Genomic DNA, 26,232 nt, shown 5'->3' with positions numbered 1-26,232 from the left:
GCAGTGCCGCGAAACGTTGGCGGTATGGATGAAAACAAGCGAGCGGGTTCGACCGGAAGATGCCAATGGTTTGACTGTGGCTGCCGATTGCAAAATCGTCACAAAAGCCAAAATCGCCCTGAACCAAATCGGTCCAGGGCGATGATTTTCGGAAGCGGACGAAGACGTCCGAACTCCGGTTAGAGTCCCTTTCGAGCCGACTCGACGACGGCTTTGAAGGCGCTCATGTCAGCGATGGCGAGCTCGGAGAGCATTTTGCGGTTGAGCTGAATGCCTTGGGTGTTGAGTCCGTGGATCAGCTGGCTGTACTTGATGTCGCAGTGCGAGCAAGCAGCGGTGATACGAACGATCCAAAGGCGACGGAAATCGCGCTTCTTGGCTCGTCGGTCTCGGAAGGCGTACTGCCCCGACTTCATGACCTGCTCGTTAGCACGTCGGAAAACGTTCTTCTTTCGCCCGAAGTAACCCTTGGCCTTGCCAATGATCTTCTTGTGGCGTTTGTGGCGCATAAGGCCACGTTTAATTCTTGCCATTCTTTATCTCCTGTTTAGTATCTTTCCACCGGGTCCCAGCTCAATCAAGAGCGGTAGCGGTAAGGGGTCGGGTCCCGACGAAGTCGGGAATAAAACTACAGAACGAGAAGTCGCTTAACGCGCTTTGTCTCGCCTCGGAACAGTACCGGCTCGCCTTCAAGAGCACGCTTGGTGCTATTGCGCTTGTGCAGGAACTGGTGGTTATTGTGGCTCTTGCGTCGAGTGATCTTCCCCGTCCCGGTGATCTTGAACCTCTTCGCTGCCGACTTGTTTGTCCTGATCTTTGGCATCTTTCTTCTTCACTCCCGGCTTTGGCATCAGCACCATGATCATCTGGCGCCCATCCAAATTCGGTGGTCTTTCGACCGTACCCACTTCGCTCACCAGTTCGGCAAAATGCTCGAGTCGCTTCAATCCGTTTTCTGGGTGAGCAAGCTCGCGCTGTCGAAACATGCAGGTGACTTTGACTTTGTCGCCGTGCTCAAGGAACTTGATTGCGTTCCGTGACAAGTGCGCCATGTCGTTTTCTGCGATACGCGGACTTATCTTTATACCCTTTAATTCCTGTCCTTTGGGCTTTTTATCCTTTCCAAGTTTGCCCTCAAGGTATTTGTGCTTGCCATAATCGGCAATTTTTGCCACCGGAGGCTGCGCATGAGGCGCGACCATAATAAGGTCCAACCCCTGGCTTCGTGCCTGATCAAGCGCATCTCGGGTCGTCATGACCCCTAGCTGTTCACCTTCTGAGCCGACAATTCGTAGCTCACGGTGCTTCAGAAGCCGGCCGTTGATATCTGGGCCTGGCTCTGGTCGGACGGGACGTCGTCCCCTAAATCCTGCGATGGGTGTTCACCTCGGTAGTTTTCATCATGTGTGTTTGGTTTGTATGCCAATTATAGCTTCGGCATTTTTACCTGTCAATGAAGGGAAGCCAGGAACCTTTCTTGGTCGGTATCCTTAGCAGTATTGTGGGTTCACTGGCCAATCGGTTGAAGACAGGTAATACAGTATGCGTCATTGGCGCAGGAACCATGGGGTCTGGCATCGCCGCACACCTAGCAAATGTTGGTTTTAACGTCACCTTATTAGACCTAACGACCCAATCGGTCAACGCATGCTTCGACCGCGCTAAGACCGCAAAGCCCCCTCACTTCTTCGTTCGAGGCACCGCAGACAAAATCCGTCTCGGTTCCATCGAAGAGAATCTCGACTGGGTCAAAGGTGCCGACTGGGTCTGCGAAGCCATCATCGAAAAGCTCGACGCAAAGCGAGCCCTCTACGACAAACTCGAAACCTTGCTCGATCCAGACGCCCTGATTTCCACCAACACCAGCGGCCTAGAAATTTCCCTTCTCGTCGAGGGCCGATCTGACTCCTTTAAGAAAAGATTCTTCGGAACCCACTTCTTCAACCCTCCGCGCTATCTCAAACTCCTCGAACTCATTGACACCGACCACACTACCCCCGAAGCCCACGCAGCGGTCACCGAATTCCTCGAGAAGCGTGTCGCCCGCCGGGTCGTACACGCTCTTGACACCCCCGGCTTTATCGCCAACCGCTACGGAATGTGGTCGATGTACCACGCCATTCATATCGCCGAAAAGCTTCAGCTTTCCATCGAGCAAGTGGACCTGATCACAGGCCCCTTCCTCGGTCGTCCCCGATCTGGATCATTCCGCCTCAACGACATTGTCGGACTTGATATCATGCAAGATATCGCCCGGAATCAGTTTGCTCGCTGCCCCGAAGATCCCTACATCGGCACCCTCATCAACCCCAAGTCGATGGACCACCTCCTAAGCCATGGGAATATCGGTAACAAGGCAGGAAAGGGCTACTACGACAAAATTGGCCACGACTACCTCTCGTTCAACCTCACCACCCACGCTTATCATCCCCGCATCGAGCCCAACCTTCCCACCGTCACCGACAACCTACGCAAGCCTCTTGCCGAGCGGCTTAAGATCGGCCTTTCCGCACGAGACGAAGTCGGCGAATTCCTTCGGCTCTATCTGCTGCCCACGCTTCGCTACGCCGACTACCTCAAAGCATCCATCTGCTACTCCGTCCAAGACTTCGACCGAGTCATGCAGTGGGGCTTCGGCTGGGAAGCCGGGCCGTTCGAGATGATCGACATGATCGGTTCACAGACGGTTCTGGGTGCCGATAAGCAGTTCTACACCGCTGAAGGTCAGCTGGCTCCAACCGAGTTTGAGCGATTCGCAATCGTCCGCGAACCCGCCTACCGCCCGCTCACCGACTACCCGATTGTCGCAACCCAAGGTCTCGTGGATGTCCGCGACCTCGGCGAAGGCGTCCGCAGTCTTGAGCTGCGGACCAAGATGGGCTCCGTGCCGCCCCAAGGAGTCGAAGATCTCCACGCCTTGCTCGACCAAGAGCCCGAGGGCCGCTTCGTCTTCGCCTCATCCACCAAGGCGTTCTCCGTCGGATTCGACCTCAAATTCTTCCTCGACGCCATAGAACGCGAAGACTGGATCGGGATCGAATCCGCTCTTGAGCGCCTTCAATCCCTCGGCGAGAAACTCGCCTCTCGGCGAGTCGTTGCCGCACTTCACGGCTACGCCCTCGGCGGCGGGTTGGAGCTCGCCATGAGTTGCCCTCAGGTCGTTGCCCTTTCCGACGCCCAGATCGGACTTCCTGAGTCAAGGGTCGGCCTCATCCCCGGCGGACGTGGCGTCACAATGATGCGACAGCGCAGCCAGGGCGGCCCCCAGATGATGCGCGACACCATTGGACTCATGACCAGTGGCTACGTTGCCACAAACGCCGTCGAAGCCCGCCAAAACGGATTCCTGCGCGACCAAGACAAAGTCGCCTTCCACCCTGATATGCTCATCACCCGCGCCCGCGAGCTAGCGTTGACCGTAGAGCCCACACCCGCCCAAGATTGGACACCGATGCCCCCGCACACCGCCGGCATGGTCGACGAAAAGCTCAAAGACCCCACCTACACCGCCTACGACGTACTCATCGGCGACCAGCTGAAGCACTGCATGGTGAAAGCAACCTCCTACGAAGACTGCCTCCGCCTCGAACGCGAACGCTTCCTCCTACTTTGCCAAAGGCCCGAAACAAAAGCTCGAGTCGCGCACATGCTTGAAACTGGCAAGCCGTTACGAAACTAGAATCCCTTTTCGAGTTACTCTAAAAGTCGCTTCTCCCCGCGGTGATCCCCAGGAAGAAGCGACTCAGAGCTTCAGTTGCCGATCTTGCTCTTGTCTGGGTTGGTTGGTCGCTTCAGAGCAGGAGCCTTGTAGTTGGCTAGGCGTTTGTTGATTTCGAGAATTGCCTTTTCCAATTGTGAATCCTTGCCCTGGCGCCACAGGTATGGGTCGAGTTCGATGTCAAAATCGGGATCAACACCGTGCCCCTCCACATCCCACTTCCCTTCATCAACGTTGTAAAACGCGCAGTTGGGCGAGTTGATGTTTCCGCCATCAACAGTCGGAAAGCCGAACGAGGCAACGAGGCCTCCCCAGGTCCTTTTCCCAATGATTGGACCGATCTTCTTATGCTTAAACAGCCAAGGGAACATGTCGCCACCCGAACCTGCGAACTGGTTGGTGATCAAGACTTTCGGGCCAAAAATGGTTGCCCCTGGAGTCGGCCAGTCGCGTCCATCACGAGGCGTGAAGGCCCCGTCCAGAACCTTGCTCATTTCGTAAACGATGTAGTCAACGATCAGACCGCCCTGATTAAAGCGCTCGTCAACCACAATTCCGTCCTTTCCAACCTGTGAGTAGTAGTAACGTATGAAGGAGGTCCAACCTCCACCGGCTGTATCCGGAACATGAACGTAACCCGCACGACCGTTCGTCATCTTATCGACATAACGCCGGTTGTCTTCTGACCAAGCTCGGTTGCGCAACGCACCTTCGCTATTGATCGCAACCACCGTGACCTCACGGGCGTCGGTTCCGTTAGGATTAGGCCCGATCCGAACTTTTACCTGCTTCCCGGCTTTGCCTTCCAGCAGCTCGTAAATGTCGTTTGAATCAACAAGCTCCTTCCCGTCGATTGCCAAGATGTACTCGCCCACCTTCGCGTTGATTCCCGGTTGAGCAAGCGGAGCGTAAAGTCCTGGATTCCATCGCTCCCCGTTGTAGATGCGATTGAGGCGGTACTTGCCATTCTCCATGGTGTAATCCGCACCGAGAAGCCCGCCCGGAGTTCCGCCCACGCTGGGCATATCTCCACCGGAGGCCCACATGTGACCAATAACGATCTCGCCGAGCATATCGGTGAAGAGGTAGTTGAGATCATTGCGCGACGAGATTCCGGCTAGGAACGGCTCGTAACGTTGACGCATTTCCTCGGCGTTGATACCGTGAAGATTTGCGGCATAGAACAGCATCGGTTCGTTGCGCCAAATCTCATTGAAAATCGACCGCCACTCTTCTCGCGGGTTCACTTTCAACTTGAGGCCGGAGAGGTCGATCGCCCCCTCGCCTGGTCCCCAAGGAGCCATCGTTGAAACGATTGCGGGACCAGCTGGCCCGACGACCATTGCTTTCGCTCCACTCGGCGTGGTGGTGATCGAAAGTGCGGATCCGAAGGGCGTGCTTCTTCGGGAATCCATACTCCACTTACTGACCGATGAAATCGGCGAACCCGCCATTGGGTTCACATGAGGCGGTGTGGACATTGCGAAGAACGAGCCACCGGTGGCCGGCTCGAGCCCGGTGTACTCGCCGATTGGCATTGGCAGAGTGATGATTCTCTGATCAATGTCATCCAGGTCAATCGAGAACTTGGGTTCCTCAGGTTTCTTGGCCGGTTCGCTTCCCGCTGCAGGAGGAACCACCTCTTCATCGCTCTCGGGGCTGAGAGGGTTCGGAAGGTCCTTCCGCAAAACGACGCAATAGACCGAGCTCAAAATGACCGGGTTGGTCATACTCGACATGTCGAGCCAGCTTGTCGCGGGACCCGCGTTGGTGCTGGCATAGAAGTACAGATACTTGCCGTTGCGATCAAATATGGGGCTCTTCGCCAAGCTCAGTCCGTCGGTGATTTGAGTCGATTTTCCAGACTCCAAGCTGTACACAAACACCGCTTGCATGTGGCTCTCGAGGTCGCGCGCATAGGTGAGCCACTTTGAGTCTGGCGACCAACGAGACAGCTGAGCGACATTTGGATCAGTGAACAGCGTCTGATCCACAAACGTGCTCTTGCCGGTTGCGAGCTCCAGAACCCAAAGCTTGTTTCGGTTGTCCCAGTAAGCGATCCTGGTCGAATCTGGCGACCAGTACGCGCTGCCTGAGCCGTAATAGTAGGCTGGAGAATCGCCGAGGTCCACGAGCTTGGTCGTCGAGGATGCAACATCAAACAGTGCCATTTGTTGCTTCCCGGCTTCGTCAGTGATGTACGAAATCGTTTTGCCGTCGGGCGACCAAGAAGGGTCGCGACGGAAGACGCCGGTTTGGGGCGTCAGCAATCTTGCATCGCCCTTGGCGGCGGGAACAGTGAAGATTGCGCCGCGACCAGCAATAACGGCGCGCTGTCCGCTCGGGGAAACGGCCGTTCCAGTGATGTTCTTGGAGGCGTCTTTGAAGGTCGTTCTCACTTCTGGAAAGTCGCCTTCGATGTTAATTTGGAGTCGGGTCGAAGCCTTCGTTTTCAGGTCAAACAGGTTCAACGAGCCCAGTTTTTCGTAGACGATTGCTCCTGGTCCGGCGGATGCGGATTTGAGATCGAAGCCCTTACCAGGGATTTCTTCGGCCACCCTCTTTGAGTTGACATCAAAGCTGCTCAGCCCGACGGGCCCTTTCTCGTCGCTAAGGAAGTAGATCTTGTCGCCGATCCACATTGGCTGGAACGTCTCCCATCCCTTTCGGGGGATTTCGTAGACCCTAGAATCGGACATGTTTCCGATCCAGATCGAGTACGCCTGTCCTCCTCGGTACCGCTTCCAGGCTTCTTGCCATTTGTAGCCCGGAACGTAGGCGATCTGCTCGCCGTTGGCCGACATCGACGCCATCGTTCCCATCGGGAACGGGAGTTGTTTGGGAACCCCGCCTTCAGTGCCTACGGTGTACATCATCGGCGCAGCCGTGTTCGAGAACATTGTGGAGGCGAACATGACGGACTTTCCGTCGGGAGTCCAGCCCATCACGAGCTTTCGGGCCGGGTGGTAAGTGAGCCGCTTTGGAATACCGCCGCTTGCCGGGACGGTGTAAACATCGAAGTTCCCGTGATACTGGCCGGTGAACGCGATGGTTTCTCCGTCCGGCGAAAAGCTAGGATTCGATTCCAGCCCGGGCGAACTCGTCAGCCGCTTCGCATCGCCGCCAGTGCGAGGCACCGACCAAAGATCACCAGCATATTCGAAGACGACCGTCGTTCGGTTGATCGTCGGATGCTGCATCAAACGCGGGTTCGGACCGGGATCAAATTCCGAGTTCTGAACAGCTGCAATGAGAAGCGTAGTAAGCAACAACATTTCTCCGATGTTTACCTCACCGCGATCTAAATCGAGTCGATGATCGCTTTGCGCTTGGCGTCGTACTCCTCGGGGGTGAGCATGCCTTGGTCAAGGACGACCATAACTTTGCCGAGGCCAGACCAATATTGAGGGGGTTTGTCGCGAAGTAACTCTCTCTATACTATCTACCACCAGCTCGTGCGCTGGCGGCGTTGGCCTGGTCGGTTGTGAGCAGGCTCATCCTTGCATCCCCTCTTTATCGAAAGAAAAGGGGACTTTCGGCGCTTCGTCGCTGATCGTTAGCCAACAGCAATTGGAACCAGTGGCTTCTTTGGCTCGCGCTTGATTTCTTCGTAGAGGGAGTCGCGTTCGATGGGGATTCGGTCGACTTCTTCGATGAGTTTGACCATGTTTGACCTTGTGAGGACCTGCTTCTTGTTGCCGAAGTCGCCTTCGTTGTAGGTGATTTCGTATTCGTGGACGAAGCCGTCGGCGTCGTCAGCGCCGTACCAAAGGGCTTGTTGGGTAATGGGAGCGGTGTTCATGATCCAGAAGCTCTTGACGTGTTCGAAGTTGTCGAGCATGAGCCGGGTGACCGCGATTCCTCGAAGATCCATGTCTCCGGTTGGGGTTTGGATGTGCTCAAGTTCCGTCTTCTCGGGGTGGAAGGCGAGTGGGGTCATGGTGAGAAAGTTTTGGGTTTCATCCTGCAGCTCGCGGAGCTGGATGAGGTGCGAGACGCGCTCTTCGAGAGTTTCGATGTGGCCGTAGAGCATGGTCGCGTACTGGCGCAGGCCGAGCTTGGCGGCAGCGCGGGCGACTTCTTTCCATTCGTCACCGTTGAGCTTTTTGCCGAAGAGCTCTTGGTGAACGCGGTCGGAGAGGATCTCGATTCCGCCACCTGGAAGCGAGTCGAGACCGGCTTCGATGAGGTCGGCGAGAGCTTGTTCAACCGTGCACTTACCTTGGCGGGCGATTTCGGTGATTTCGACTGCGGTGAATGCCTTGACGTGGACGCCGGGGCGGACCTCTTTGACGGTTTTGACGAGGTCGAGATAGTACTGGTAGGGGAGGCGGGGGTTGATTCCGCCGACCATGTGGACCTCGGTGATATCCACATCGCGGTGCCAGCTCAGCCGTTCTCTGACGGTGTCAAGAGACATCTCGTAGGGCTCGGGACCGCCTTTCTTGGCGTAAAAAGAGCAGAATTTGCAGAACTTGTTGCAGATATTGGTGTAGTTGATGTGCTGGTTAGCGACGAAGTAGGTCTTCTTTCCGTGACGTCGTTCGCGCACGATGTTTGCCATGTAGCCGACGGCGGTGAGGTTCGGCGTTTGATAGAGGCGCATGCCGTCCTCGAAGCTGAGGCGCGTTCCTTCGTCGACTTTTCGGTAGATGTCGATCAGGTCCGGGCCAACGATTCGTTCGGGTGCGACTGGCATATCTATTCCTGCGTTCAGTTTACCGCCAAAGTTTCAGTTTTCTTTGAAAACTCTTTCCCCTCACCCCCTGCCGCTCTTTCATGACAGGTGGGAGAGGGGGTTGAGAATCAGCAGACATGCATGTCTGGACAGGCGGAAAGAAGTTTGAGGCAGGCGTAGAGGGTGCCAGCCCAGGCTCCGGTGTCGGTGTAGCTGGTTGGGTTGTTTTCAAATACCTTTTGTATCACTTGGTCCGCGCTCGGAGAGAGGCGAAGGTCAAAGATCTCGAGGAAGCGCTGCTTGGCTTCAGGAGCGGTTTTTGGCGCCCTAGCTTGCATGAGAGCTTGGGTATTACGGGCAGCCGTGTAGGGGCCTTTGTCATTCCAGATCATCATGCCGTGGTACTGCATCCGGTACGTCATCATGCTGGTGGAGACCCACTCCTCGCCCCATTTCCAGCCGTTCACGTCGTTGGGGTAGCAGATATCCAGACCCATCTTAAACATTTGGTATTGGATGTAACCCAGTTGATCGATAACTTCCTGCTTGATGGGTGTTGTCGGGTTCGCATCCTTCGCGCGCATGGCGAGAATTGATTCGCCAAGACCCATTTGGCGCACGGTTCCGACAACGTAGTCAGCAGGGCTCTTGTAGTGCTTCATCACGCACTTGTCGCTGTAGAACTCTGGCGAGCGCGCGATGGCAAGCAGAACTTGTTTGATGTCACCGTTGGTCTTCGTCCAGATTCCGGCAAGGCGGTCGATGATGGCTTGCTCGGGGTCCTTGTAGGCGTAGAACTCCCAGAGCTTTCTGCTCATGTACCGGGCGGTCTCGGGACGAGTCGCAAGCATATCCAAGGCAGTGTCGCCATCGAAGTCTTTGGTCTGCCCTAGGATGGTCTTGGGCTCGGTATCGCGCATGGTCGGGAAGTAGCAGAAGGCTCCGGACGGGCGTTTGTCGCGGTACAGCGTCATCAGCCGCTCGGTGTTGTCCTTGCCGCCTTCCCAAAAGGTGTCGATGTAGCCCCATCCGGTGAGGGCCCGAGAGAGCTCTTGGACATCTTTTTCGGTGTAATTCCCGATGCCCATGGTGAATAGCTCCATGACTTCGCGGGCGAAGTTCTCGTTAGGGCGTCCTCGGAAGGCGCGATCCATATCGAGGTACTTCATCATGGCGGGGTTTTTGGCGACGTTTTTGAGGAGATCGCCAAATTTGCCGTTGGCACTTTTTCGGAGGGTCTGGAGATACTCGAGGGTCAGACCGGCGTGTTCTACTTTGGCGTCGCTGACGGCAAAGTGGCTGTGCCAGAAGAGCGAGAGCTTTTCTTGAGCCGGTCGCTTACTGGCAGCCATGTGCAGGATCCACCAAAGCCTGAATCGCCAGATGCCGAAGTCGGCCTCCTCCTTTTCGCGGAAAGAAAACTCATAAGGATGTGCCGTCACATTTTGAGGAACCGTATCGTAGTCGATCAGCCTCTTAATCGTTGCTTCGACTCCAACACTAGTGCCCTCGTCAATCTCCGCCACCGTTCCCCCGAAGGAGAACCTTCGATACAGGTGTGCAATCTTCTCGCGTTCCGTCAGAGCCATGGGTTTATTGTAGAGGACGTTTTGCTAGTTCGTTTGGAGTTTCACTTTTCTTTTTGAAGCAACATGGGTCAGGGTTGCGGCGAAGGACGTCATTGTCTCGGGGACTTGGTAGTAAACGCGACCCTTGATCTCGTCTTCACCAAAGACCAGTTTTTGGTAAATGGGAGTGTCACTGCCTTCGAACAGGATGTCCTTATTCCAGGGGAGCTTCTGTCCGGAGGCGTCGCTGACTGTCCAGTCGAAGTAGGCAAAGCTTAGGAAAGAGTCTTTGGCAACCAAGTTCTTATAGCTGGTCTTGATCACCAGGTATTTGAAACCTTTCGACGGCTCATAGCCTTTGATCTTTTCGCTGGTGAACTCCCAGCCATTATAGGTTACGCCGAATTCACCCATGTCGAGCGACTCGCCTTTGGCCAGAAGGGGGAACTTAGTGGTCTGGTCAAGGTCAATTCCGTCTTTACTGAAGGCGGATTCCATCTTAGCCAGCTTGCCAGTGAGGTCGTAACGAAGGATCGGAGCGTCGCCCTTGTTGACCATCACTTTGGTGACGGGGCCGGTGGAATAGATCGGAAACGCAACGACGCACTTGACCTTCTGGGCTGGCTTCAGAGACTGGCTTATTCTGCCCCTTTTAGGCTGGCCTAGTAGGTACCCGCTGAACTTGAAGTTCTCGTCGTCAGGTGATACCGCTGTGAACCCAAACGTCGTCGCACTGAGTCCCATCTCCTCTTTCTGCGGGTTCTGAACTGTGAAGTTTAGGACAAGGATGCGCTGATTTTCACCAGCGACGAGCGAGTCCTCAGGGGCGGAAAAGTTCATTCCGACAGTCGCGGAGTCGAGCGTGAAATGGATTTCGCGTCCCTTCGCTCCAAGCTGATAGGTGACCCCCACTTTCCCGTTGTCGCCAGGAAGTTGAACAGTTCCCAATGTCGGGGCTGTTTGCAACGGCTGAGTAGGAGTGGACTTCGGCTTCTGTCCGCCTTGAGACAGAAGAAGAGACAAAGCTACGGCAACGAGGCTCATGCTTCTACTTTACGCTATTCGACGCGTGGAGACTAGTCGTTTCTTTTGCCGACCTAACCCAGAGCTTTATTCAGAATCGCCGCCATCCGGTACCCGGCAAGGACAACTTGCTTCTTGCTGAGGGTGATCATGGCTTCCATGTACTCTTCGTTCGGTTTGTCGTTGGGCTTCAGTCCGTCGTAGCTGAACTTGTCAGCGAGGGCGGCACCAGTCTTGAGCCAGGACATGATGTCGAGATTCTTCACTTGGGCGGCGGTGGGTTGGAGGGTGGGATCGGCGACCCAACGCTCGGTGACTGCCTCGACATTGGCGTTCAGACCGGCTTCGCGGTCTTTGGCGATTGCTTTCCCAACCGCACCATCCCAGAATCCGTGGAGGCGGATCGAGCGGTCGTTGTCCGGTGCGGTGATCATAAACTTGTTTCCACCGTCGTCACCGGCCTCATCGTGCTCGTGGTTGCTGGTGCAGTGCAGCGGCTGGTGCAGGTCGCCGACAACGTGGTTGATCCAGTAGACCCAGAAAGCCTGCTCGCGGGGGCTTGCGTCGGGGAGCTTGTTGAGCCGAGCGGTTTCGTTGATGGAAAAGGTGAGGGCAACCAGAGCGTTGCTAGGGCGAACCGAAGGTTCAGCCCCTCGGTAGCGGATCGGGACGTCGTAGTAGTGCCACGTTTTGCACTTCACGCCCTCGTTTCCGGGGGTGCTTTCGATGTTTGGCTCGAACCGCGTGTTGTTCGCCTTGATCATCTCGTCATAGATGCTCGGCTTTGTGCCCTTGATAAAGTCGGCCCAGGTGGACGACTTGCGGAAAGAGTCACGAACGTCGTTATTGAGCGGAGTGAACGTTGGCTCTCCGGCAGCCAGGATTCTGGCGAGCTTGGCTTGGACGGCTGGGGTGAGTTTTGTCCACGCGATGTCGGCGACTTGCATGTGCCCATCGGCGCTCCAGGCGAGCAAGGTGCAAGGGGCGAGACACAGTAATAAGGCGAGTCGGCGCATACCGTAATTATGGACGGCGGGAAGCCTAGAAGGTTCCGTTGGTTCATCTGCAGTGCGCAAACTTGGTTTCGCTTCGAATCAGCCCGACCCCTGCTCGGCCCGCGGGTGGTCAACAGTGTTCTTCCGCTATGAAACACTGGCATCTATAGCCGTGAAAAGTTGTCACACTTCAAGCAGGTGCTCTACTTGACTCGAAACCTGACGCGGAGTTCGAGAGGCTCGATCTCGGCGCTCGCCGAGAGGAAGTCCCAGAACACCTCACCCGTATAAGGGTCAATTTCTCCGTTGGTGGAGATGATTTCACCCGGGAATTTTACGCTGACCGACATCCCCACAAACGAGCCTTCGCCAGCCTTATCCGGCGATGCGTCCGACTTTTTGGAGTTCTTGATCGATTCGCCATCCACTTCGGCCATTAGCTTGGCGATAACTTCTTTCCGCTGTCCGTCGTTGAGCTTTGCCGACAGGTGAGTCTTAAATGCAGTATCCAAAACCTTCCCAAGGCCGACTTTCAGGCGTCGGCCGGCACCTTCGGGGTTGGTAATGATTGATCCAAACAAGTGGTCGTCCGGACCAAACATGATTCTGGAGACGCTGACGACCATTTGCTTGGCAACGAGATTGGCGTCCTCGTCATCGAGAGAAACCCCAGCGGGAAGCGCTTTACCAAGACTCTCCTTGAACTTGACAATATCGCTATTTGGAGTCTTGTCGGGGTTCGGATTGACGATCTTTTCGTAGTACTCGAACACTCCTGGCTCGATCTCTTTAACTTGCACGAAGTTCTTCAGTGTGGTCTTTTTGCTCTTCTCATCTTGGCCCACGATGTCGGTGAGCTGAGTGTCACCAGCCTTGACATCCCGCGAAAGGGTAATCGTTTTTTCGTCTTCCTTTACGGATTCAGTTTTGCTCCACTCCGCTCCAGTGGGGAGCTTGAATGGAGTGGGCCACTCTTCGGCGGCGGCTGCGGGATCGTTTACACCCATCCCTTTGGAGATCGTCAGCTTGACTGTCCGATGCCAATCTCCGTTGGCATCGACGACAGTCGTCGAGGAAGTACGAGCGCAACCGGTTAGGGCGGCTATACCAAGAAGGGCAACTAAGAAACGCATTCTCAGCAGTATAAGCTATACTTCTATACCGTTGGGAGAAGGCTCAACGGTTCTGAAAAGGCCGGCGGATCCTCAGCAGGGTGCGCTGGCCTTCTTCTATGACGAAGGTCACGTACAAAGGAGTTTGTGAACCATGCCAACACTTGTAATTGTCGGTGCCCAGTGGGGCGACGAAGCTAAAGGAAAGCTCGTTGATGTACTCGGAAGCCAAGCTTCCCTCGTCGTTAGATATGCCGGAGGCAATAACGCCGGGCATACGGTGATCGCCGACGGTCAGGAGTACAAATTCCACCTTATTCCCGCCGGGATTTTGCACCCAGGCACCCGAGCGATCGTCGGGTCAGGCATGGTTGTCTGCCCCAAGGGTCTGCTTGAAGAGTGGGACAGGACAATTCTTCAGAAAAAGGACCTCGGCGAGCTGATTATCTCGTCGGCAGCCCACGTCGTTTTCCCCTATCACCGAATGCTCGATTCGCTGGAGGAGACCGCTCGGGGGTCGAATAAAATCGGCACAACCTCGCGGGGCATTGGTCCAGCGTATCAGGACAAGGTTGCTCGCATCGGAATTCGGATGGGCGAGTTTGTCGATCCGGCTCGTTTTTCAGTTCGTCTGAGGGCTGTTCTGGAAGCGAAGAACGAAATGCTCGTTCGGTTCGGCCAGGCTCCTCTGGTTTTTGAAGAGGTGCTTGCGGAGTACTCGGCTTATGCGGATCGTCTCCGACCGTTCGTCCGAGATATTGAGCCAATGGTCGCCGAGGCAGTGGAAGCCGGAGAGCGAGTTCTGCTCGAAGGTGCCCAGGGCACATTTCTGGACCTCGACTCGGGGACTTATCCCTATGTGACCTCGTCGCACCCGGTAGCTGGCGGAGCTTGTCTTGGGACCGGAATCGGGCCAAGGCACATTGACTCCGTTCTTGGAGTTTGCAAGACGTACACGACCCGTGTGGGCTCGGGACCATTCCCGACGGAGCTGGATAACGAACTGGGCGACCATATTCGGACCATCGGAAAAGAGTTCGGAACCACCACCGGACGGGGTCGCCGGATCGGCTGGCTCGACTTAGTTGCGCTTCGGCACGCGTGCCGCTTGAATTCCCTTTCTGGGCTCGTCGTCACTCGCCTGGATATCCTTTCGGAGTTCGAGACGATTCAGGTTTGCGTTGGCTACGAACTAGATGGCGAAGAGATCAATTACTTGCCGGGTGATGTTGACGTGTTGGCGCGGGTGAAGCCAGTGTACAAGGAGCTTCCGGGTTGGACGGGAGATTTGAGAACTTGCCGTAAGATGTCTGACTTGCCAGAGAATGCTCGGGAATATCTTGACTTCATGGCGGAGTACACCAAGACACCGGTGGCGATTGTCTCGATCGGCCCCGATCGTGCGGAAACAATCATCGTTCGCGAAGACTTGATCTGGGGCTGAGGGGCTTTCGGAGGCTCAAGGCGCCCGAGCCTTGAGTCTTCGGCTTTGGTCTTCGATTGGTCAGTCTCTCAAACAGCAGAACACCCCGAGCTATGTTCGGGGTGTTTATGGTTGGATATTCCGTTTCGACTTACTTGTTGCGTCGTCGTCGAGCGAGACCGAAGATTCCAAGTCCGAGGACTGCCATCGAAGCTGGTTCTGGAACTACTTGAAGGTTGTCAATCGAAATACCCTGATCGTTTCCAGGATTGTTGAGGTCGCTGAATCGGATAACCAGCAAATCACCAGGCTCATACAAATCTCCGTTACGCGAAAGTTCGAACCTGGCTTTGATAGCCCGTTGATTCGCGGCAAGGTTCCCATTGACACCAGCATCGGCGCCAGCTTGGGTTGCGCTCGGGGGAGTGTTTGCAAAAGTGTCTGCTCCACCATTCGATTGGTAGTATGTAGCACCCATTTTCCAGTTGGCATCGTTAGAAAGCGAGGAAGCAGAGTATCCGCTACCGCCCTTGAAGAGAGCGTAACTGAGAGTGTATCCATCAGCCTGGTTAGCCGCACCAAAACGCCATGTCTTCAGGGTGTAGTCCAGAGCTACAGTGCCAGTTGAGGTGGTCGTTCCGTTAAGAAGCGACAGCCCCATATTCATCGAGAGATTGGTTACTCCGGTAACCGAAGTTCCAGAAGCAAGAGTTCCCAGCGAACGATCTGCATCTCCGCTGATCCCGTAGTTCTTGAATCCACCAGTGCTATTAGTTGTGCCTGTGTAAGTGCTGCCGACCAATGTGCCACCGTTTATCGAAGCCATTTGGTTGTTAGCTGAGTTTGTCGGGTTACCCCACGAATACGTCCACTCATTGTTTGGGAAAGCGAACGCCGTGGCAACCGAACCTGAGACAGCGGTAACAGACGTCGTGCCGTTCAGTAGACCACTGGTAGCATTTGGCAGGGCTGAAATTGCTGGAGCAGTAGTTGTTCCGGAGGGAAGAACTGAGTCAAAGTTCTGATTGTAGCCAAGTCCGTTATCGAAACTTGTCAACGTGAATTGCCCAAATGAGGATGCCGCGGAGATTCCCAGGGCAGAAATGAATAGAAGTTTTTTCATGAGTATTCCAACCATGCGCAGAGCCACTTTGCCCTACGACCCTCATATTAAACCTCACACTTCGCTTCAGGTCTAGGGGTTTAAGGTTAAGGTTTTGTGAACATGTGTCTGCCGATGCTTCCTGGAAGTTTCCCGCTCAAACAGTGAGGGTCGAAAGTCCCCTTGAGCTTAGCAAAAGGGAACCCGGGCAATGCGGTTGCGTCTGATTGCATGGTTCTCCGCAAGGAGACCTTATCCACAAACTGCAATGCTATTAGGAGCCGCTTCTCCCCCGAGGTTGGCTCCTTCTTTTCGGAGTGCGGAAATTCATTTCCGCTTTCGATAGCGACGGGCTCTGCCCGAGCTAAAAGTCGTCGAAGACGTTCACTTCGCTCGTGTCAAAACTCATGATCGTCTCGTACCAGGGTCGCTCAGCGGTTCGCTCGAACCAAGCGGCACTGCAGAACTCATAATCCTGAGGCACCGAGACCAGACCGTGCTTGACCGGGTTGCGATGAACGTATGCGATTCTTGCCAAGTAGGATCGTTCGAAGGTGACGTGCGAGTCCCAATACTGGTACCAGACCTTTCGACCAGGCTCGCGGTCCAGTCGATTCAGTTCGATGCTCGATTTTCCGTGAATAGCTTTCATCATTTGCTTGAAGCTATGGCTTTGGCCCGTGTAGTGGCCGACCAGATGGTAGTGATTCGATAGAAAGGCCCACGCCTGGAGTTCGAACTGGTAGTTGAGGCAGGTTTCGAACGCGATATCCTGCAGTAACTCGAGTTTTGCGGAGGTATCGAATAGCCGCTTGCGCTGGTAAGTTCCGCCCGTGATCATGTAGGAGCCGTGTCCAATCCAGGCTCGGGCTGGGGCATGAGGCCAGCTTTTCATCTGGTAGCAAGTTTAGCTCGGGCAGAGCCCTTCGCAACGTAAAGCGGCAACGAGTTGCCGCACTCCATATGGCGTACACTCTGAGGCACGATGAACAAGGTTTTTCCCAGTGCCGAGGAAGCTCTTGAGGGGTTGGTTTTTGACGGGATGACCGTGATGTCCGGGGGCTTTGGGCTCTGCGGGATTGCGGAGCACCTGATCGTTGCCCTGCGAGATTCGGGCGTGAAGGATATCACCGTGATCAGCAACAACTGCGGTGTGGACGATTTTGGTCTTGGTCTTCTGCTGCAAACCAAGCAGATCAAGAAGATGGTCAGTAGCTACGTGGGAGAAAACGCGGAGTTTGAGCGGCAGTACCTCTCGGGCGAGTTGGAGCTTGAGTTCAATCCTCAAGGAACGCTTGCGGAGAGAATCCGTGCGGGCGGCGCCGGTATTCCCGCTTTTTACACCAAGACCGGCTTCGGAACTCTGGTCGCCGAAGGGAAAGAGATGCGCCAGTTTGGCGGCGAAGATTTCGTGATGGAGACAGGGCTGGTGGCTGATCTGTCGATCGTCAAAGCCTGGAAAGCCGACCGCTCGGGGAATCTGATCTACAGAAAGACGGCCCGGAACTTTAACCCGATGATGGCGACGGCTGGTCGCGTCTGCATTGCAGAAGTTGAGGAACTGGTTGAAGTGGGCGAACTGGATGCAGACCAGATTCACACGCCTTCAATCTATGTGAACCGGATTGTTGTTGGCGAGAGTTTTGAAAAACGCATCGAGCGGCGAACTACTCGTCCAAAGGCGTGATTTCGTAGGCACCGAAGCGATTGATTCTCACTTTTGGAACAAAGTGCTTGGTTTCGAATGTGTCGTTGATCCCCTTGAGTTGATTGTCTAGTTCGGTCTTTGGGTCAATCCGTCGGCTCGGAAGGATCACAACTTGGATACGAGTTTTCATGTCGCGAGCAACCCCATAAATCTCCTCAATCGCAGGATTTCCCATTGCTAAGCATCCAATGCTGACGTTGCTTCCGTGGATAAAGATGTCAGAGCCAGGATCACGGCCCGCGGACCGGATCTGGTCAGCCTCATTCGGATAGTTCAGACCCAGAGACAGGTGGAATCGGCTCTTCGGATTGAAGCGGTCGATGTGGTACCAGCCCTCGGGCACCTGTCGGTCACCGCGCTGAAGTTTGGGGCCCAAAACACCGCTCGCCGCGAGGATCGGAAAGGTTTTGATCAGACGCAGCTTGCGAGTTCCTGCCCAGACTTCGAGTTCCTTTTCTTGCTTGAATGCGCGAAGAAACAGGGTCTTTGGTGGATAGGAATGAAACGAATCTCGCAATTTGGATTGAGGTTGTGAATGAAGGAAGCCAAGGGCGAGAGTGGCAGTTGCTATCATATTCAGGATGAACCTTCGCGCTCGTATAGTTGGTGCCCTACTTGTGCTCTCATCAGCAGCTTTTGCGGCGGATGAAAAGATTACTCTGCGTTGGAACGTGCTTCCACAGCAGCGATTTGAGCATCAAGTCAAGATCGCAATCGATGCTGGAGAGAACGGCTCCGTTGCTGCCACAATGCACTTCGCAGAACGAGTGATCTCCGTCACCGACCAGGCAGTCAAGACCTCAATGTATGTCCCCGGGGTCTCGGTGATGGCATCCGGCGCACTTGCCGCTGCTTCTACGACCTTCGAGGAGATGAAGGGGCTGAAGTATGAGAAGGAGTGCGATATGACAGGAAAAGCGCTCACGCTCGCGGGGATGTCCGGGCTCGGAAGTTCCACTGTCGACTTACTCCTGCCGAAGGGCGAAGTTGGAATCGGCGACATTTGGCAATCGAGCTTCAATCCAAATCCAGCGATTGGCGAGGTAAAGATCACCTACCGCCTAGAGAGTTTTGATCGTGACACTGCTGTGATCCAAGCCGATCTCGCCGAGTCTGAAAATCTTACTGTAGTGAAGCCCTATCGGTTCGTCGTCGAGCGAATGAGTGGGCGTTATCGATCAGCCGAGGGAGCCTTGAAAATGAAGCTTCAGGGGATGGCGCTTTCGGTAAGCTTCTCGCATCGGACGATCTATCCGTCTAGGCTGAGGGAAAATGGCGCTTAATCGAGATCAGTTGGCACAGCGAGCAGCGCAAGAGCTTCGCGATGGATTCTATGTAAACCTTGGAATCGGGATTCCGACCTTGGTCGCGAACTACATTCCGGACGGAATGGAAGTCGCGTTGCAATCCGAAAACGGGATGCTGGGGCTCGGGCCGTTTCCGTTTGAAGGCGAAGAAGACCCAGACTTGATCAACGCAGGCAAGCAGACGGTGACCGAAATTCCTGGATCGTCTTACTTCTCTTCGGCTGATTCCTTTGCGATGATTCGCGGTGGGCATATCGACTTGTCCATTCTGGGAGCAATGGAAGTCTCCGAGACCGGCGACCTTGCCAACTGGATGATTCCTGGCAAGATGGTCAAGGGGATGGGTGGCGCCATGGATTTGGTCGCAGGCGTCAAGCGCGTCGTCGTGGTGATGGAACACACCAACAAAGCAGGAGACTCAAAAGTGCTTCCGGCTTGTACATTGCCCCTGACAGGCAGAGCTTGCGTTGATTTGGTGATTACCGACTTGGCAGTGTTCTCGGTTGAGCGAGGGACTTCAATGACCCTGCTGGAGCTCGCGCCGGGCGTTTCGCTGGACGAGGTGCAGGCGAAGACGGCGGCGAAGTTTGAAGTATCGAGTGGGCTGCGAGAGATGGCTTTGAGCTAGATCGCGAAGAGCTGCTTTGAGAATCGCACCGCATCTCTGCGGTGCTTTTTTATTGCTCCAGATTCCAAAACCTAAAGTAGATTGCAAAGTTCTGACCCTAACCTGTTAGGAATACGTGCCGATGCTCAATATCGGGATGAACCGAGGAATTTATTCGAGCGCGAAAGCGATGCAGACCACGACCCAGTGGATGGACGTGATCTCGAACAATCTGGCCAATGCATCAACGGACGGTTACAAGACCGATACCATCGCGTTTGCGGATGTGTTGGTGAAGAACATGTATGCCCATGGTGGCTCGGGCAAGTTCCTGGGAAGCGTTGGGAACGGGCCCGATGCCGTGGTCGAAAGCACTGACATGAAGCTAGGCCCTGTTCGCTCGACCGGCAACCCCCTCGATATCGCTTTGCAGAATCCGAAAGAAATGCTCGCGATTCAAGCCGACGGAAAAACGCAGTACACCCGTGACGGTGCTCTCAAGGTCAGTCCGGAAAGGTTCCTGGTGACCCAGCGCGGTTTTCAGGTTTTAGATGATCGCGGCCAGCCGATTCGGCTTGGAACCGAAGGGCTTGTTCACATTTCGCCCACTGGAGAGGTCATGCAAGGTACCAACCAAATCGCCAAGTTGGGAGTCTATACCGGAACCTTCAGTAAGGAAGGCAACAACCTCTGGTCTGCCCCTACTCCGACCCGAGTCGATGAGCCAGACATTGCTATTGCCAGTCTCGAAGGGAGCAACGTTGATGCGGTCGCCACAATGGTTGATCTCATCAAGATCACCCGCCATTTTGAGATGAGTCAGAAGTCAATCCACACCCAGGATGACATGACGGCAAAGCTCTTCGAGATTTTGAAACGCTAGTAACCAATCGGTGACGACGAAAGGCTGAGCAGGATGCGAGGCTTGAAACACGCAAAGGAAGGCAAAGAATGACCATCAGACATCATGTTAAGATCACTCAATACCTCCGCCACCGGAATGGTTGCTCAGCAACTGAACCTCGACGTCATCTCAAACAACCTCGCTAACGCCAACACCACGGGCTTTAAACATCAACGCGCCGAATTTCAGGATCTGATCTATCAAACCGTGCAAGCTGGCGGAACCTCTATTGGTAACAATCAGAAGACACCAGGCGGCGTTCAGTACGGTCTGGGTGCTACCAACTCTGCAACTGCAAACGACTTCGCGCAAGGCGCAGCTCTGAACACTAACAACTCAACCGACGTGATGGTAGTCGGCGAAGGGTTCTTCCAAGTCCTTAAGCCAGACGGCACTTTTGCTTACACCCGAGACGGAAGCTTTAAGCGAGACGCAACCGGCACGCTGGTGACAAGCAGCGGCTACAAGCTTCAACCAGAGATCGTTGTTCCGGCGAACACAGTTTCCGTAAGCATCGGCAAAGCCGGAAACGTCGAAGCGACTACATCGGATAGTAGCACACCGGTCAGCATCGGTCAAATCACGCTTGCTGTCTTCCCCAACCCAGCAGGTCTGAGCCGAATCGGCGGCAACATGTGGGCAGAGAGCACCGCTTCGGGAACCGCGACCATCGTTCCACCCGAGACCGCGGGTGCTGGCGGATTAATGGCCGGCTACCTAGAAGGTTCAAACGTTTCGGTTGTCGAGGAAATGGTCCGTATGATCTCTGCTCAACGAGCCTATGAGATCAACTCGAAGGCGATCCAAACCTCCGACGACATGCTCCAGACCCTCAACACGCTCAAGAGGTAATCCATGATCTCAACTCTTCTTTCTGTAGTCATCTTGGCTCCGGTGCCATCGCTCTCGATCAAAGTCGATGGCGAGGGATACCTTCGATTTACACGTGGCGCCAATCTCCTCTACGCTCGCTCCGCGATGCTGGTCTCGTCGCCAAAGGGTCTCGTTGCCGCCGATGGTTCCATCCTAGCTCCGAAGATTTTCGCACCCGCCGGAACCTCGTCTCTCAGTTGCTCTCTGGACGGCGAGATCACAGCGGTCGTCGGAACAACTCCGAAGACCATCGGACGCATTGTGCTTGCCGTCTTCAAAGACAAGCCCAGCTTCATCAACTTTGATTCAATGCTTTCTACGCTCTCGAAGCCAAGCTTGACAAACCCCGGCGATGGAAGTGCAGGCGTCATTCGTCCTGAGCGAACCGCAGCGAAAGCTCCCACGAAACCGAAGACCAGCGGTACCGCAGGTAGCGCCTTTTTGTCTCCAACAGCCGAAGTCACGGTCCGCCCGGACAGCCTTGTTGAAGGAGAATCCGTCTCGCTGGAGTCCGTGGCGGAGATCAGCGGGGATCCCACGTTAGTAAAGACTCTGAAGGGCATCGACCTGGGGCGCGCGCCTTACTTTGGCGCGGCACGGACACTAACGACGGCGACGATTCGTGCTCACATTGCGGCGGCCCAAATTGATGTTCGCACGGTTCAAATCACCGTTCCCGGCGGAGCAAAGGTCGCTCGAAAGAGCCAATCCGTTACCATCGAATCAATCAACCAAACCGTCTCAGATGCTTTCAAAAAGAAGTTCGGAATCGATGTTGATTTGGAACTCCGTACTCGGCAATTCGCCGTTCCCGTACCCGTCGGCGCATCTTCGGTCGAAGCCTCTAACCTCCAAATTCGCGATAACCAGCTTTCGGTAACCGTGGATATCTCAGTCGACAAAAAGCTCTCGACTTCGCTCAATTTGATGTACGGCACGGGCAACATCCCCCAAGTCAAACTCGGCGATGACGTGAAGTTAAAGATGATCTCTGCCTCCGCCACGGTGGTGGTGAAGGGCAAAGCTCAAGGAACCGCTTATCTAGGTCAAAAGGTGACTGTGAAAACAGACACCGGAGCTCTCCAGACCGGCATATTGCTCGCTAATAACACCGTTGAGGTGCGACTATGAAAAAGACTCTCCTACTCTTGGCACTGCTTCCGTTCGTTGCCTACAGCCAACAAACGACAACAACAGACGAGACTTTCGGATCTCTAACTCCCAAAGCATACAAGCCTCTGTTTCAAACCCGAAACGCACGGAAGGTGGGAGACATCCTGACCGTCATCATCAGTGAGTCATCAAATGGTCAGTACCAGGCGAACATGCAGAACAGCAAGAAGGACGATAACAAAGTCGGGCCAAACAATATTCCCCTAGCCAACTGGCTCGGAGTTGGTCTGGTCAACACGCTTCTTTCTGGAGGAAGCACATCTGCTGATAGTCAAATGCAATCCCAGGGAACGTCTTCGCAGACGAATAAGCTCTCGGCCCGTATGTCAGTGACCATCAAGCAAATCATGCCGAACGGAGTGTTTGTTGTCGAGGGAACCAGGGCCGTTAAGATCAACCGCGACACCCAGCAGATGACCCTCACCGGGACGTGCCGACTCGACGATATTCGGCTGGATAACACGCTACTAAGCGAGAACCTCGCTAACGCCGAAATCAAATCCGAAGGCATCGGAATGATCTACCAGCGGCAACGACGCGGCTTTGTCACGAAGCTGATGGATTGGTTGTTCTAATGAGGCTCATATCATCTATTTTGCTCCTCGCTGCGGCCTGTATTGGTACGGCTCAGAACGTTCCTTTGGTCAAGCCCAGCGGCAAGATTGACGAACCGAAGACCAGCCAAGGCGAACTCGACCGTCGGGTGAAAATGATGAATCTCGACGAGAAGAACGGAGTATCCGTTCGCCTCAAGGACATCTCTCGCTTCCGGGGGATTCGGGGTAACCAGCTCATGGGATTCGGGCTCGTCATCGGCCTTGCCGGCACCGGCGACACCCGCCGAAACCCGCAAGCCGCGGCAGCTCTGTCCAACTACCTAAAGAGCATCAATATGGACGCTCAACTTTCAAACATGGAGCCGAAGAATGCGGCCTGGGTCGTTGTTACTGCCGAGCTTCCCGCCTTCACTACAAACGGTCAGCAGCTCGATGTCACCGTCTCTTCAGCAGGCGATGCTCAGAGCTTACGCGGCGGAACGTTGCTGCGAACTGAGCTCTATGCGGTTGGCGACAACGAGACGATCTACACCATCGCCCAAGGTTCGGTCAGCATCAGCGGCTTTGGAGCCGCTGCTGGAGGAAACCAGAGCACAACCGGATTCATGACCGTCGGTCGCGTCCCCAACGGCGGAATCGTCGAACGCGGGGCACCCACAAAACTCGTCTACGACGGGAAGATGTATCTCGAACTGATGGACTCCGATCTCACCACAGCAAGCCGAATTCAGGAAATGATCAACAAAAAGTATCCCGAGCTAAATGCGGTCGCCGAGAACGGACAGACAATCTCGGTCAATGCACCGAAGGGCGTAAATCCGATCACAACAATGGCTAGATTAGAGGAGATGACCGTCAACGTGGACAACGCTGCAATTGTCATCATCAACGAGAAGTCAGGTGCGATCACAATCGGCGGAAACGTAAAGATTGCCCCCAGCGTCATCGCCGTAGGTTCGATCAGCGTCGAAATTCAGGAGCAGGTCAGCGTGAGCCAGCCAAATCCCTTCTCAAAAGGCACCACAGAAGTGGTTGCAAACCAAAGGGTGAACGCAAATCAAGGTGAGGCAGACGTCGCGGTCCTGGCTCCAAACACCACAGTCGCCGACCTCGCCCGGATCTTCCAAGAGCTCCGGCTGAAGGCGAACGACATCATCAACATTCTCCAGCTCCTGCGCCAGCAGGGCGCCCTCAAAGCGAGGCTGATCATCCAATGAATCTTGAAATCACGAATGCGCTGAAACCAGCCATCCTTGCCAGCAAGGACCTCGCAAAGCTGAAGAAGGCATCTGACGGACTCGAAGCGTTCATGTTCAAGTCGCTCATCCAACAGATGGGCGGCAAGAAGGGACTGTTCGGTAGCGATGTTCCAGGTGCCGGAGTGTACAAGGACATGTTCGAACAGAATCTTTCCGACATGCTCGCTGAAAGCGGACAGCTAGGAATCAGCAAGACAATATATCGAAGCGTGGCGCCAATGGCGGCCCAACAGGCCATCAAAAACGCCCGCTCCAACAAGACCCCTGAATCACAGATCGAGAAGAAAGCATGAGAACAAAAACTCTACAAACCACATGGGCCGAATGGCTGAAGGCGTCCGACGCGCTTCTGCTGACGCTTCATGAGCAAACCGTCGCGGTGACATTGCGAGATGTCGAACGAGTCGAACGCATCCGACCTGAATTGGAAGCGCAACTCGCCAATGTTCGGACAATTGATGCCAAGGCAATGGATGAGGCAAAGAGGCTGGCCGAAGAGCTTGGCGCACCAACGCCAAGCCTTCGAGGTCTCGTCGCCGTTCTAGAAAAGGACGAGGCGGCAATCATACAGGCCACTGCGAACAAGGTCCTAGTGGGAGCCCAGCGGATCCAAGATGTGATGTCGAAGAACCGAAAGCTGATTGAGAGCGAGATGACATACATCAACGGCACACTCACGCTCATCGCTCGAGCAGCCACCGAAGGATCGGGGCCATATAGAGGGCGACCTTCAGGATCGAAGTCGATCTTGGTTGATGCAGCTGCTTAGGGAGGAGATTAACAATGCCAAGTCCATTTCAGGGGATCGAAACTTCGAGACGCGCGCTTAATGCTTTCCAGCGCTCTCTCGATACGACCGGTCACAACATTGCTAACGTCAATACGCAGGGCTATTCGCGTCAGCGAGCGGAGCTTGCGGTTGGCATTCCGAACACCTACAGTGCCGGGCGAAACATTAATCTAGGATCCGGGGTCAATCTTGTTCAAATTAGCCGGGCAAGAGATACCTTCTTAGAGTCACGCCGGCAGGACATCAACGGCGATCAAGGCCGATCCGAAGCAGGACTCAGTTTGCTCGAAAGAGTCCAGTCATCGTTTTTGGATGTTTCCGGCAAAGGCATCAGCTCCGCGTTGGATTCATTTTACAACTCGTGGTCATCGCTCGCAAACGATCCCTCGTCCACAACAAATCGGCAAGCCGTTATTGCTTCAGCCCGGGACCTCTCGACAAAAGTCAGAACGGCGTACAGCGACCTCAAAGCCGTTTCAGATTCTCAGACTAAGGGAGTCACCGATACAATTACTCAGATTCAAAGTTACGCTGATCAGATCGGCAAGCTCAACTCTGACATCCGAGCCAATATCGCTGGAGGTGGGCTTCCCAACGACCTAATGGATCAACGAGATCAGGCGGTAGCCGAACTCTCAAAGCTCGTCAACATCGACACCAATCTGAGTAGCGACAATAGCCTTTCGGTGTTTGTCGGAAGCTTGCCGCTCGTCGATCAAGTCGGTGCGCGGCAGTTCCCAACAAACTTTAACGCTTCGACGAGCACTGTGAATGATGGCGGTGCGACAAATTGGCCCATCTCGGGGGGAGTCCTCAAAGGTCAGTTCGATGGTCTGGGTGATGTTGCACAGTACATGACCCAGCTTGATAGCCTGGCAAACACAATTCGTTCCCAAGTAAACAGTCTCCACCAAAGTGGTGTCACAAACTCCGGGGCGGCCGGGGGATTCTTCTTTTCCGACAACGCCACGACCCCGATCCTCGGGGCTGCGAATCTCTACGTCGATTCTGCAGTAGAGACGAATCCAGCCCTGCTTGTCACCGGTACCACCAGCGCGGCTGGCGATGGAACGATCGCGACTGCAATGTCTAAGCTTCGTGACCAAACCGTCGCAGGTCTTGGCGGACAGTCGACGCGCGGCTACTTTTCAACGTTGCTGGCGACGGTAGGGCGCGATATCGCCACCGCCAAGAATGATCGCGATACCGCGTACGCGCTCGGCGAACAAGTCGAGTCACAAGTTCAGGACGTCAGTGGAGTGAATCTCGACGACGAACTCGCGAATCTTCAACAGTTCCAGCGCAGCTATCAGGCATCCGCAAAGGTCTTAAGCGTGATGGATGAAACGCTCAGCGATCTCATCAATATGTTGAAACGATAAACGAACCGGGATAAATGACTAAGGATTACCCAGCGAATTTACCGATGATTCTG

Annotated in this window: 25 protein-coding genes; 13 read left to right on the top strand and 12 right to left on the bottom strand. The window is 54.8% G+C overall.

Annotation, left to right across the window (positions count from 1 at the left end; translation table 11 throughout):
* Positions 1-179: 179 nt before the first annotated feature.
* The 3 genes from rplT to infC all read right to left on the bottom strand — a co-directional run bounded on the left by rplT (position 180) and on the right by infC (position 1,325).
* Entirely contained in the window at positions 180-533 is a 354-nt protein-coding gene (rplT, locus tag WCK51_07410; GenBank protein MEI7576703.1) for a 50S ribosomal protein L20, read from the bottom strand.
* A 95-nt stretch (positions 534-628) separates the two neighbouring features.
* Positions 629-823 (bottom strand): 50S ribosomal protein L35, encoded by a 195-nt coding sequence (gene rpmI, locus WCK51_07405; GenBank protein MEI7576702.1) that lies wholly within the window; start codon positions 821-823, stop codon positions 629-631.
* Positions 735-1,325 carry a translation initiation factor IF-3 gene (infC, locus tag WCK51_07400; GenBank protein MEI7576701.1) on the bottom strand — a complete coding sequence of 197 codons (591 nt, stop codon included), beginning with the start codon at positions 1,323-1,325 and terminating at the stop codon, positions 735-737. The genes rpmI and infC overlap by 89 nt, the downstream gene beginning before the upstream one ends.
* 176 nt (positions 1,326-1,501) lie before the next feature.
* Here infC and WCK51_07395 point away from each other — a divergent pair, with 176 nt between their 5' ends.
* Complete coding sequence (locus tag WCK51_07395; GenBank protein ID MEI7576700.1) at positions 1,502-3,679, top strand: 3-hydroxyacyl-CoA dehydrogenase/enoyl-CoA hydratase family protein; 2,178 nt, start codon at positions 1,502-1,504, stop codon at positions 3,677-3,679.
* A gap of 71 nt (positions 3,680-3,750) precedes the next feature.
* On the opposite strand, the gene WCK51_07390 is transcribed toward WCK51_07395, so the two are convergent.
* The 6 genes from WCK51_07390 to WCK51_07365 all read right to left on the bottom strand — a co-directional run bounded on the left by WCK51_07390 (position 3,751) and on the right by WCK51_07365 (position 13,115).
* Complete coding sequence (locus tag WCK51_07390) at positions 3,751-6,993, bottom strand: PDZ domain-containing protein (GenBank protein MEI7576699.1); 3,243 nt, start codon at positions 6,991-6,993, stop codon at positions 3,751-3,753.
* Positions 6,994-7,274: 281 nt separating this feature from the next.
* Positions 7,275-8,417 carry a CofH family radical SAM protein gene (locus WCK51_07385; GenBank protein ID MEI7576698.1) on the bottom strand — a complete coding sequence of 381 codons (1,143 nt, stop codon included), beginning with the start codon at positions 8,415-8,417 and terminating at the stop codon, positions 7,275-7,277.
* A 107-nt stretch (positions 8,418-8,524) separates the two neighbouring features.
* Complete coding sequence (locus WCK51_07380; GenBank protein MEI7576697.1) at positions 8,525-9,985, bottom strand: DUF1800 domain-containing protein; 1,461 nt, start codon at positions 9,983-9,985, stop codon at positions 8,525-8,527.
* Between the two features lie 24 nt (positions 9,986-10,009).
* Positions 10,010-11,008, bottom strand: coding sequence for a hypothetical protein (locus WCK51_07375; protein ID MEI7576696.1), 999 nt, complete (start codon positions 11,006-11,008; stop codon positions 10,010-10,012).
* A 53-nt stretch (positions 11,009-11,061) separates the two neighbouring features.
* Positions 11,062-12,003 carry a S1/P1 nuclease gene (locus WCK51_07370; GenBank protein MEI7576695.1) on the bottom strand — a complete coding sequence of 314 codons (942 nt, stop codon included), beginning with the start codon at positions 12,001-12,003 and terminating at the stop codon, positions 11,062-11,064.
* Positions 12,004-12,185: 182 nt separating this feature from the next.
* Complete coding sequence (locus WCK51_07365) at positions 12,186-13,115, bottom strand: hypothetical protein (GenBank protein MEI7576694.1); 930 nt, start codon at positions 13,113-13,115, stop codon at positions 12,186-12,188.
* 133 nt (positions 13,116-13,248) lie between these two features.
* On the opposite strand from WCK51_07365, the gene WCK51_07360 reads away from it, so the two are divergent.
* On the top strand, positions 13,249-14,538 hold the full coding sequence (locus WCK51_07360; GenBank protein MEI7576693.1) for an adenylosuccinate synthase: 1,290 nt from the start codon (positions 13,249-13,251) through the stop codon (positions 14,536-14,538).
* A gap of 130 nt (positions 14,539-14,668) precedes the next feature.
* Here the strand turns inward: WCK51_07360 and WCK51_07355 are convergent, their stop codons facing one another.
* Positions 14,669-15,640, bottom strand: a complete 972-nt coding sequence (locus WCK51_07355; protein MEI7576692.1) for a PEP-CTERM sorting domain-containing protein — start codon at positions 15,638-15,640, stop codon at positions 14,669-14,671.
* A 343-nt stretch (positions 15,641-15,983) separates the two neighbouring features.
* Positions 15,984-16,514 (bottom strand): transposase, encoded by a 531-nt coding sequence (locus WCK51_07350; protein ID MEI7576691.1) that lies wholly within the window; start codon positions 16,512-16,514, stop codon positions 15,984-15,986.
* Positions 16,515-16,604: 90 nt separating this feature from the next.
* Between WCK51_07350 and WCK51_07345 the strand changes: the two genes are divergently transcribed.
* Positions 16,605-17,306: a CoA transferase subunit A gene (locus WCK51_07345; protein ID MEI7576690.1), complete on the top strand. Its 702-nt coding sequence runs from the start codon at positions 16,605-16,607 to the stop codon at positions 17,304-17,306.
* Here WCK51_07345 and WCK51_07340 read toward each other — a convergent pair.
* Complete coding sequence (locus tag WCK51_07340) at positions 17,287-17,844, bottom strand: L,D-transpeptidase family protein (GenBank protein ID MEI7576689.1); 558 nt, start codon at positions 17,842-17,844, stop codon at positions 17,287-17,289. The genes WCK51_07345 and WCK51_07340 overlap by 20 nt on opposite strands.
* Positions 17,845-17,908: 64 nt before the next feature.
* Between WCK51_07340 and WCK51_07335 the strand changes: the two genes are divergently transcribed.
* The 10 genes from WCK51_07335 (at position 17,909) to flgK (ending at position 26,179) form a co-directional block, all read left to right on the top strand.
* Positions 17,909-18,610, top strand: a complete 702-nt coding sequence (locus tag WCK51_07335) for a hypothetical protein (protein MEI7576688.1) — start codon at positions 17,909-17,911, stop codon at positions 18,608-18,610.
* Positions 18,600-19,262, top strand: coding sequence for a CoA transferase subunit B (locus tag WCK51_07330; GenBank protein ID MEI7576687.1), 663 nt, complete (start codon positions 18,600-18,602; stop codon positions 19,260-19,262). Before WCK51_07335 ends, WCK51_07330 begins: the two co-directional genes overlap by 11 nt.
* Positions 19,263-19,398: 136 nt before the next feature.
* Positions 19,399-20,124 (top strand): flagellar hook-basal body protein, encoded by a 726-nt coding sequence (locus tag WCK51_07325; GenBank protein ID MEI7576686.1) that lies wholly within the window; start codon positions 19,399-19,401, stop codon positions 20,122-20,124.
* Positions 20,125-20,208: 84 nt separating this feature from the next.
* A complete protein-coding gene (gene flgG, locus WCK51_07320; GenBank protein MEI7576685.1) occupies positions 20,209-20,997 on the top strand; it encodes a flagellar basal-body rod protein FlgG in 789 nt (262 codons plus the stop codon).
* Positions 20,998-21,000: 3 nt separating this feature from the next.
* Positions 21,001-22,149, top strand: coding sequence for a hypothetical protein (locus WCK51_07315; GenBank protein ID MEI7576684.1), 1,149 nt, complete (start codon positions 21,001-21,003; stop codon positions 22,147-22,149).
* Positions 22,146-22,766, top strand: a complete 621-nt coding sequence (locus tag WCK51_07310) for a flagellar basal body L-ring protein FlgH (protein MEI7576683.1) — start codon at positions 22,146-22,148, stop codon at positions 22,764-22,766. The genes WCK51_07315 and WCK51_07310 overlap by 4 nt, the downstream gene beginning before the upstream one ends.
* The gene (locus WCK51_07305) at positions 22,766-23,965 is read left to right on the top strand and encodes a flagellar basal body P-ring protein FlgI (GenBank protein ID MEI7576682.1); all 1,200 of its coding nucleotides are present in this window, start codon (positions 22,766-22,768) and stop codon (positions 23,963-23,965) included. The genes WCK51_07310 and WCK51_07305 overlap by 1 nt, the downstream gene beginning before the upstream one ends.
* Positions 23,962-24,300, top strand: a complete 339-nt coding sequence (locus tag WCK51_07300; GenBank protein MEI7576681.1) for a rod-binding protein — start codon at positions 23,962-23,964, stop codon at positions 24,298-24,300. The genes WCK51_07305 and WCK51_07300 overlap by 4 nt, the downstream gene beginning before the upstream one ends.
* A complete protein-coding gene (gene flgN, locus WCK51_07295; protein ID MEI7576680.1) occupies positions 24,297-24,776 on the top strand; it encodes a flagellar export chaperone FlgN in 480 nt (159 codons plus the stop codon). Before WCK51_07300 ends, flgN begins: the two co-directional genes overlap by 4 nt.
* Positions 24,777-24,790: 14 nt before the next feature.
* Entirely contained in the window at positions 24,791-26,179 is a 1,389-nt protein-coding gene (gene flgK / locus WCK51_07290) for a flagellar hook-associated protein FlgK (GenBank protein MEI7576679.1), read from the top strand.
* Positions 26,180-26,232 lie beyond the last annotated feature (53 nt).

Source organism: Armatimonadota bacterium (assembly GCA_037138755.1).
Classification (GTDB): domain Bacteria; phylum Armatimonadota; class Fimbriimonadia; order Fimbriimonadales; family Fimbriimonadaceae; genus Fimbriimonas.
The sequence above is the reverse complement of the archived record's forward strand: the minus strand, read 5'-3'. Positions and strand labels throughout refer to the sequence as shown.

Excerpts from the sequence above, each read along its gene's own strand:
- rplT (MEI7576703.1), bottom strand. The coding sequence starts at position 533 with ATGGCAAGAATTAAACGTGGCCTTATGCGCCACAAACGCCACAAGAAG.
- rpmI (MEI7576702.1), bottom strand. The coding sequence starts at position 823 with ATGCCAAAGATCAGGACAAACAAGTCGGCAGCGAAGAGGTTCAAGATC.
- WCK51_07390 (MEI7576699.1), bottom strand. The coding sequence starts at position 6,993 with ATGTTGTTGCTTACTACGCTTCTCATTGCAGCTGTTCAGAACTCGGAA.
- WCK51_07385 (MEI7576698.1), bottom strand. The coding sequence starts at position 8,417 with ATGCCAGTCGCACCCGAACGAATCGTTGGCCCGGACCTGATCGACATC.
- WCK51_07380 (MEI7576697.1), bottom strand. The coding sequence starts at position 9,985 with ATGGCTCTGACGGAACGCGAGAAGATTGCACACCTGTATCGAAGGTTC.
- WCK51_07375 (MEI7576696.1), bottom strand. The coding sequence starts at position 11,008 with ATGAGCCTCGTTGCCGTAGCTTTGTCTCTTCTTCTGTCTCAAGGCGGA.
- WCK51_07370 (MEI7576695.1), bottom strand. The coding sequence starts at position 12,003 with ATGCGCCGACTCGCCTTATTACTGTGTCTCGCCCCTTGCACCTTGCTC.
- WCK51_07365 (MEI7576694.1), bottom strand. The coding sequence starts at position 13,115 with ATGCGTTTCTTAGTTGCCCTTCTTGGTATAGCCGCCCTAACCGGTTGC.
- WCK51_07360 (MEI7576693.1), top strand. The coding sequence starts at position 13,249 with ATGCCAACACTTGTAATTGTCGGTGCCCAGTGGGGCGACGAAGCTAAA.
- WCK51_07355 (MEI7576692.1), bottom strand. The coding sequence starts at position 15,640 with ATGAAAAAACTTCTATTCATTTCTGCCCTGGGAATCTCCGCGGCATCC.
- WCK51_07350 (MEI7576691.1), bottom strand. The coding sequence starts at position 16,514 with ATGAAAAGCTGGCCTCATGCCCCAGCCCGAGCCTGGATTGGACACGGC.
- WCK51_07345 (MEI7576690.1), top strand. The coding sequence starts at position 16,605 with ATGAACAAGGTTTTTCCCAGTGCCGAGGAAGCTCTTGAGGGGTTGGTT.
- WCK51_07335 (MEI7576688.1), top strand. The coding sequence starts at position 17,909 with ATGAACCTTCGCGCTCGTATAGTTGGTGCCCTACTTGTGCTCTCATCA.
- WCK51_07330 (MEI7576687.1), top strand. The coding sequence starts at position 18,600 with ATGGCGCTTAATCGAGATCAGTTGGCACAGCGAGCAGCGCAAGAGCTT.
- WCK51_07325 (MEI7576686.1), top strand. The coding sequence starts at position 19,399 with ATGAACCGAGGAATTTATTCGAGCGCGAAAGCGATGCAGACCACGACC.
- flgG (MEI7576685.1), top strand. The coding sequence starts at position 20,209 with ATGTTAAGATCACTCAATACCTCCGCCACCGGAATGGTTGCTCAGCAA.
- WCK51_07315 (MEI7576684.1), top strand. The coding sequence starts at position 21,001 with ATGATCTCAACTCTTCTTTCTGTAGTCATCTTGGCTCCGGTGCCATCG.
- WCK51_07310 (MEI7576683.1), top strand. The coding sequence starts at position 22,146 with ATGAAAAAGACTCTCCTACTCTTGGCACTGCTTCCGTTCGTTGCCTAC.
- WCK51_07305 (MEI7576682.1), top strand. The coding sequence starts at position 22,766 with ATGAGGCTCATATCATCTATTTTGCTCCTCGCTGCGGCCTGTATTGGT.
- WCK51_07300 (MEI7576681.1), top strand. The coding sequence starts at position 23,962 with ATGAATCTTGAAATCACGAATGCGCTGAAACCAGCCATCCTTGCCAGC.
- flgN (MEI7576680.1), top strand. The coding sequence starts at position 24,297 with ATGAGAACAAAAACTCTACAAACCACATGGGCCGAATGGCTGAAGGCG.
- flgK (MEI7576679.1), top strand. The coding sequence starts at position 24,791 with ATGCCAAGTCCATTTCAGGGGATCGAAACTTCGAGACGCGCGCTTAAT.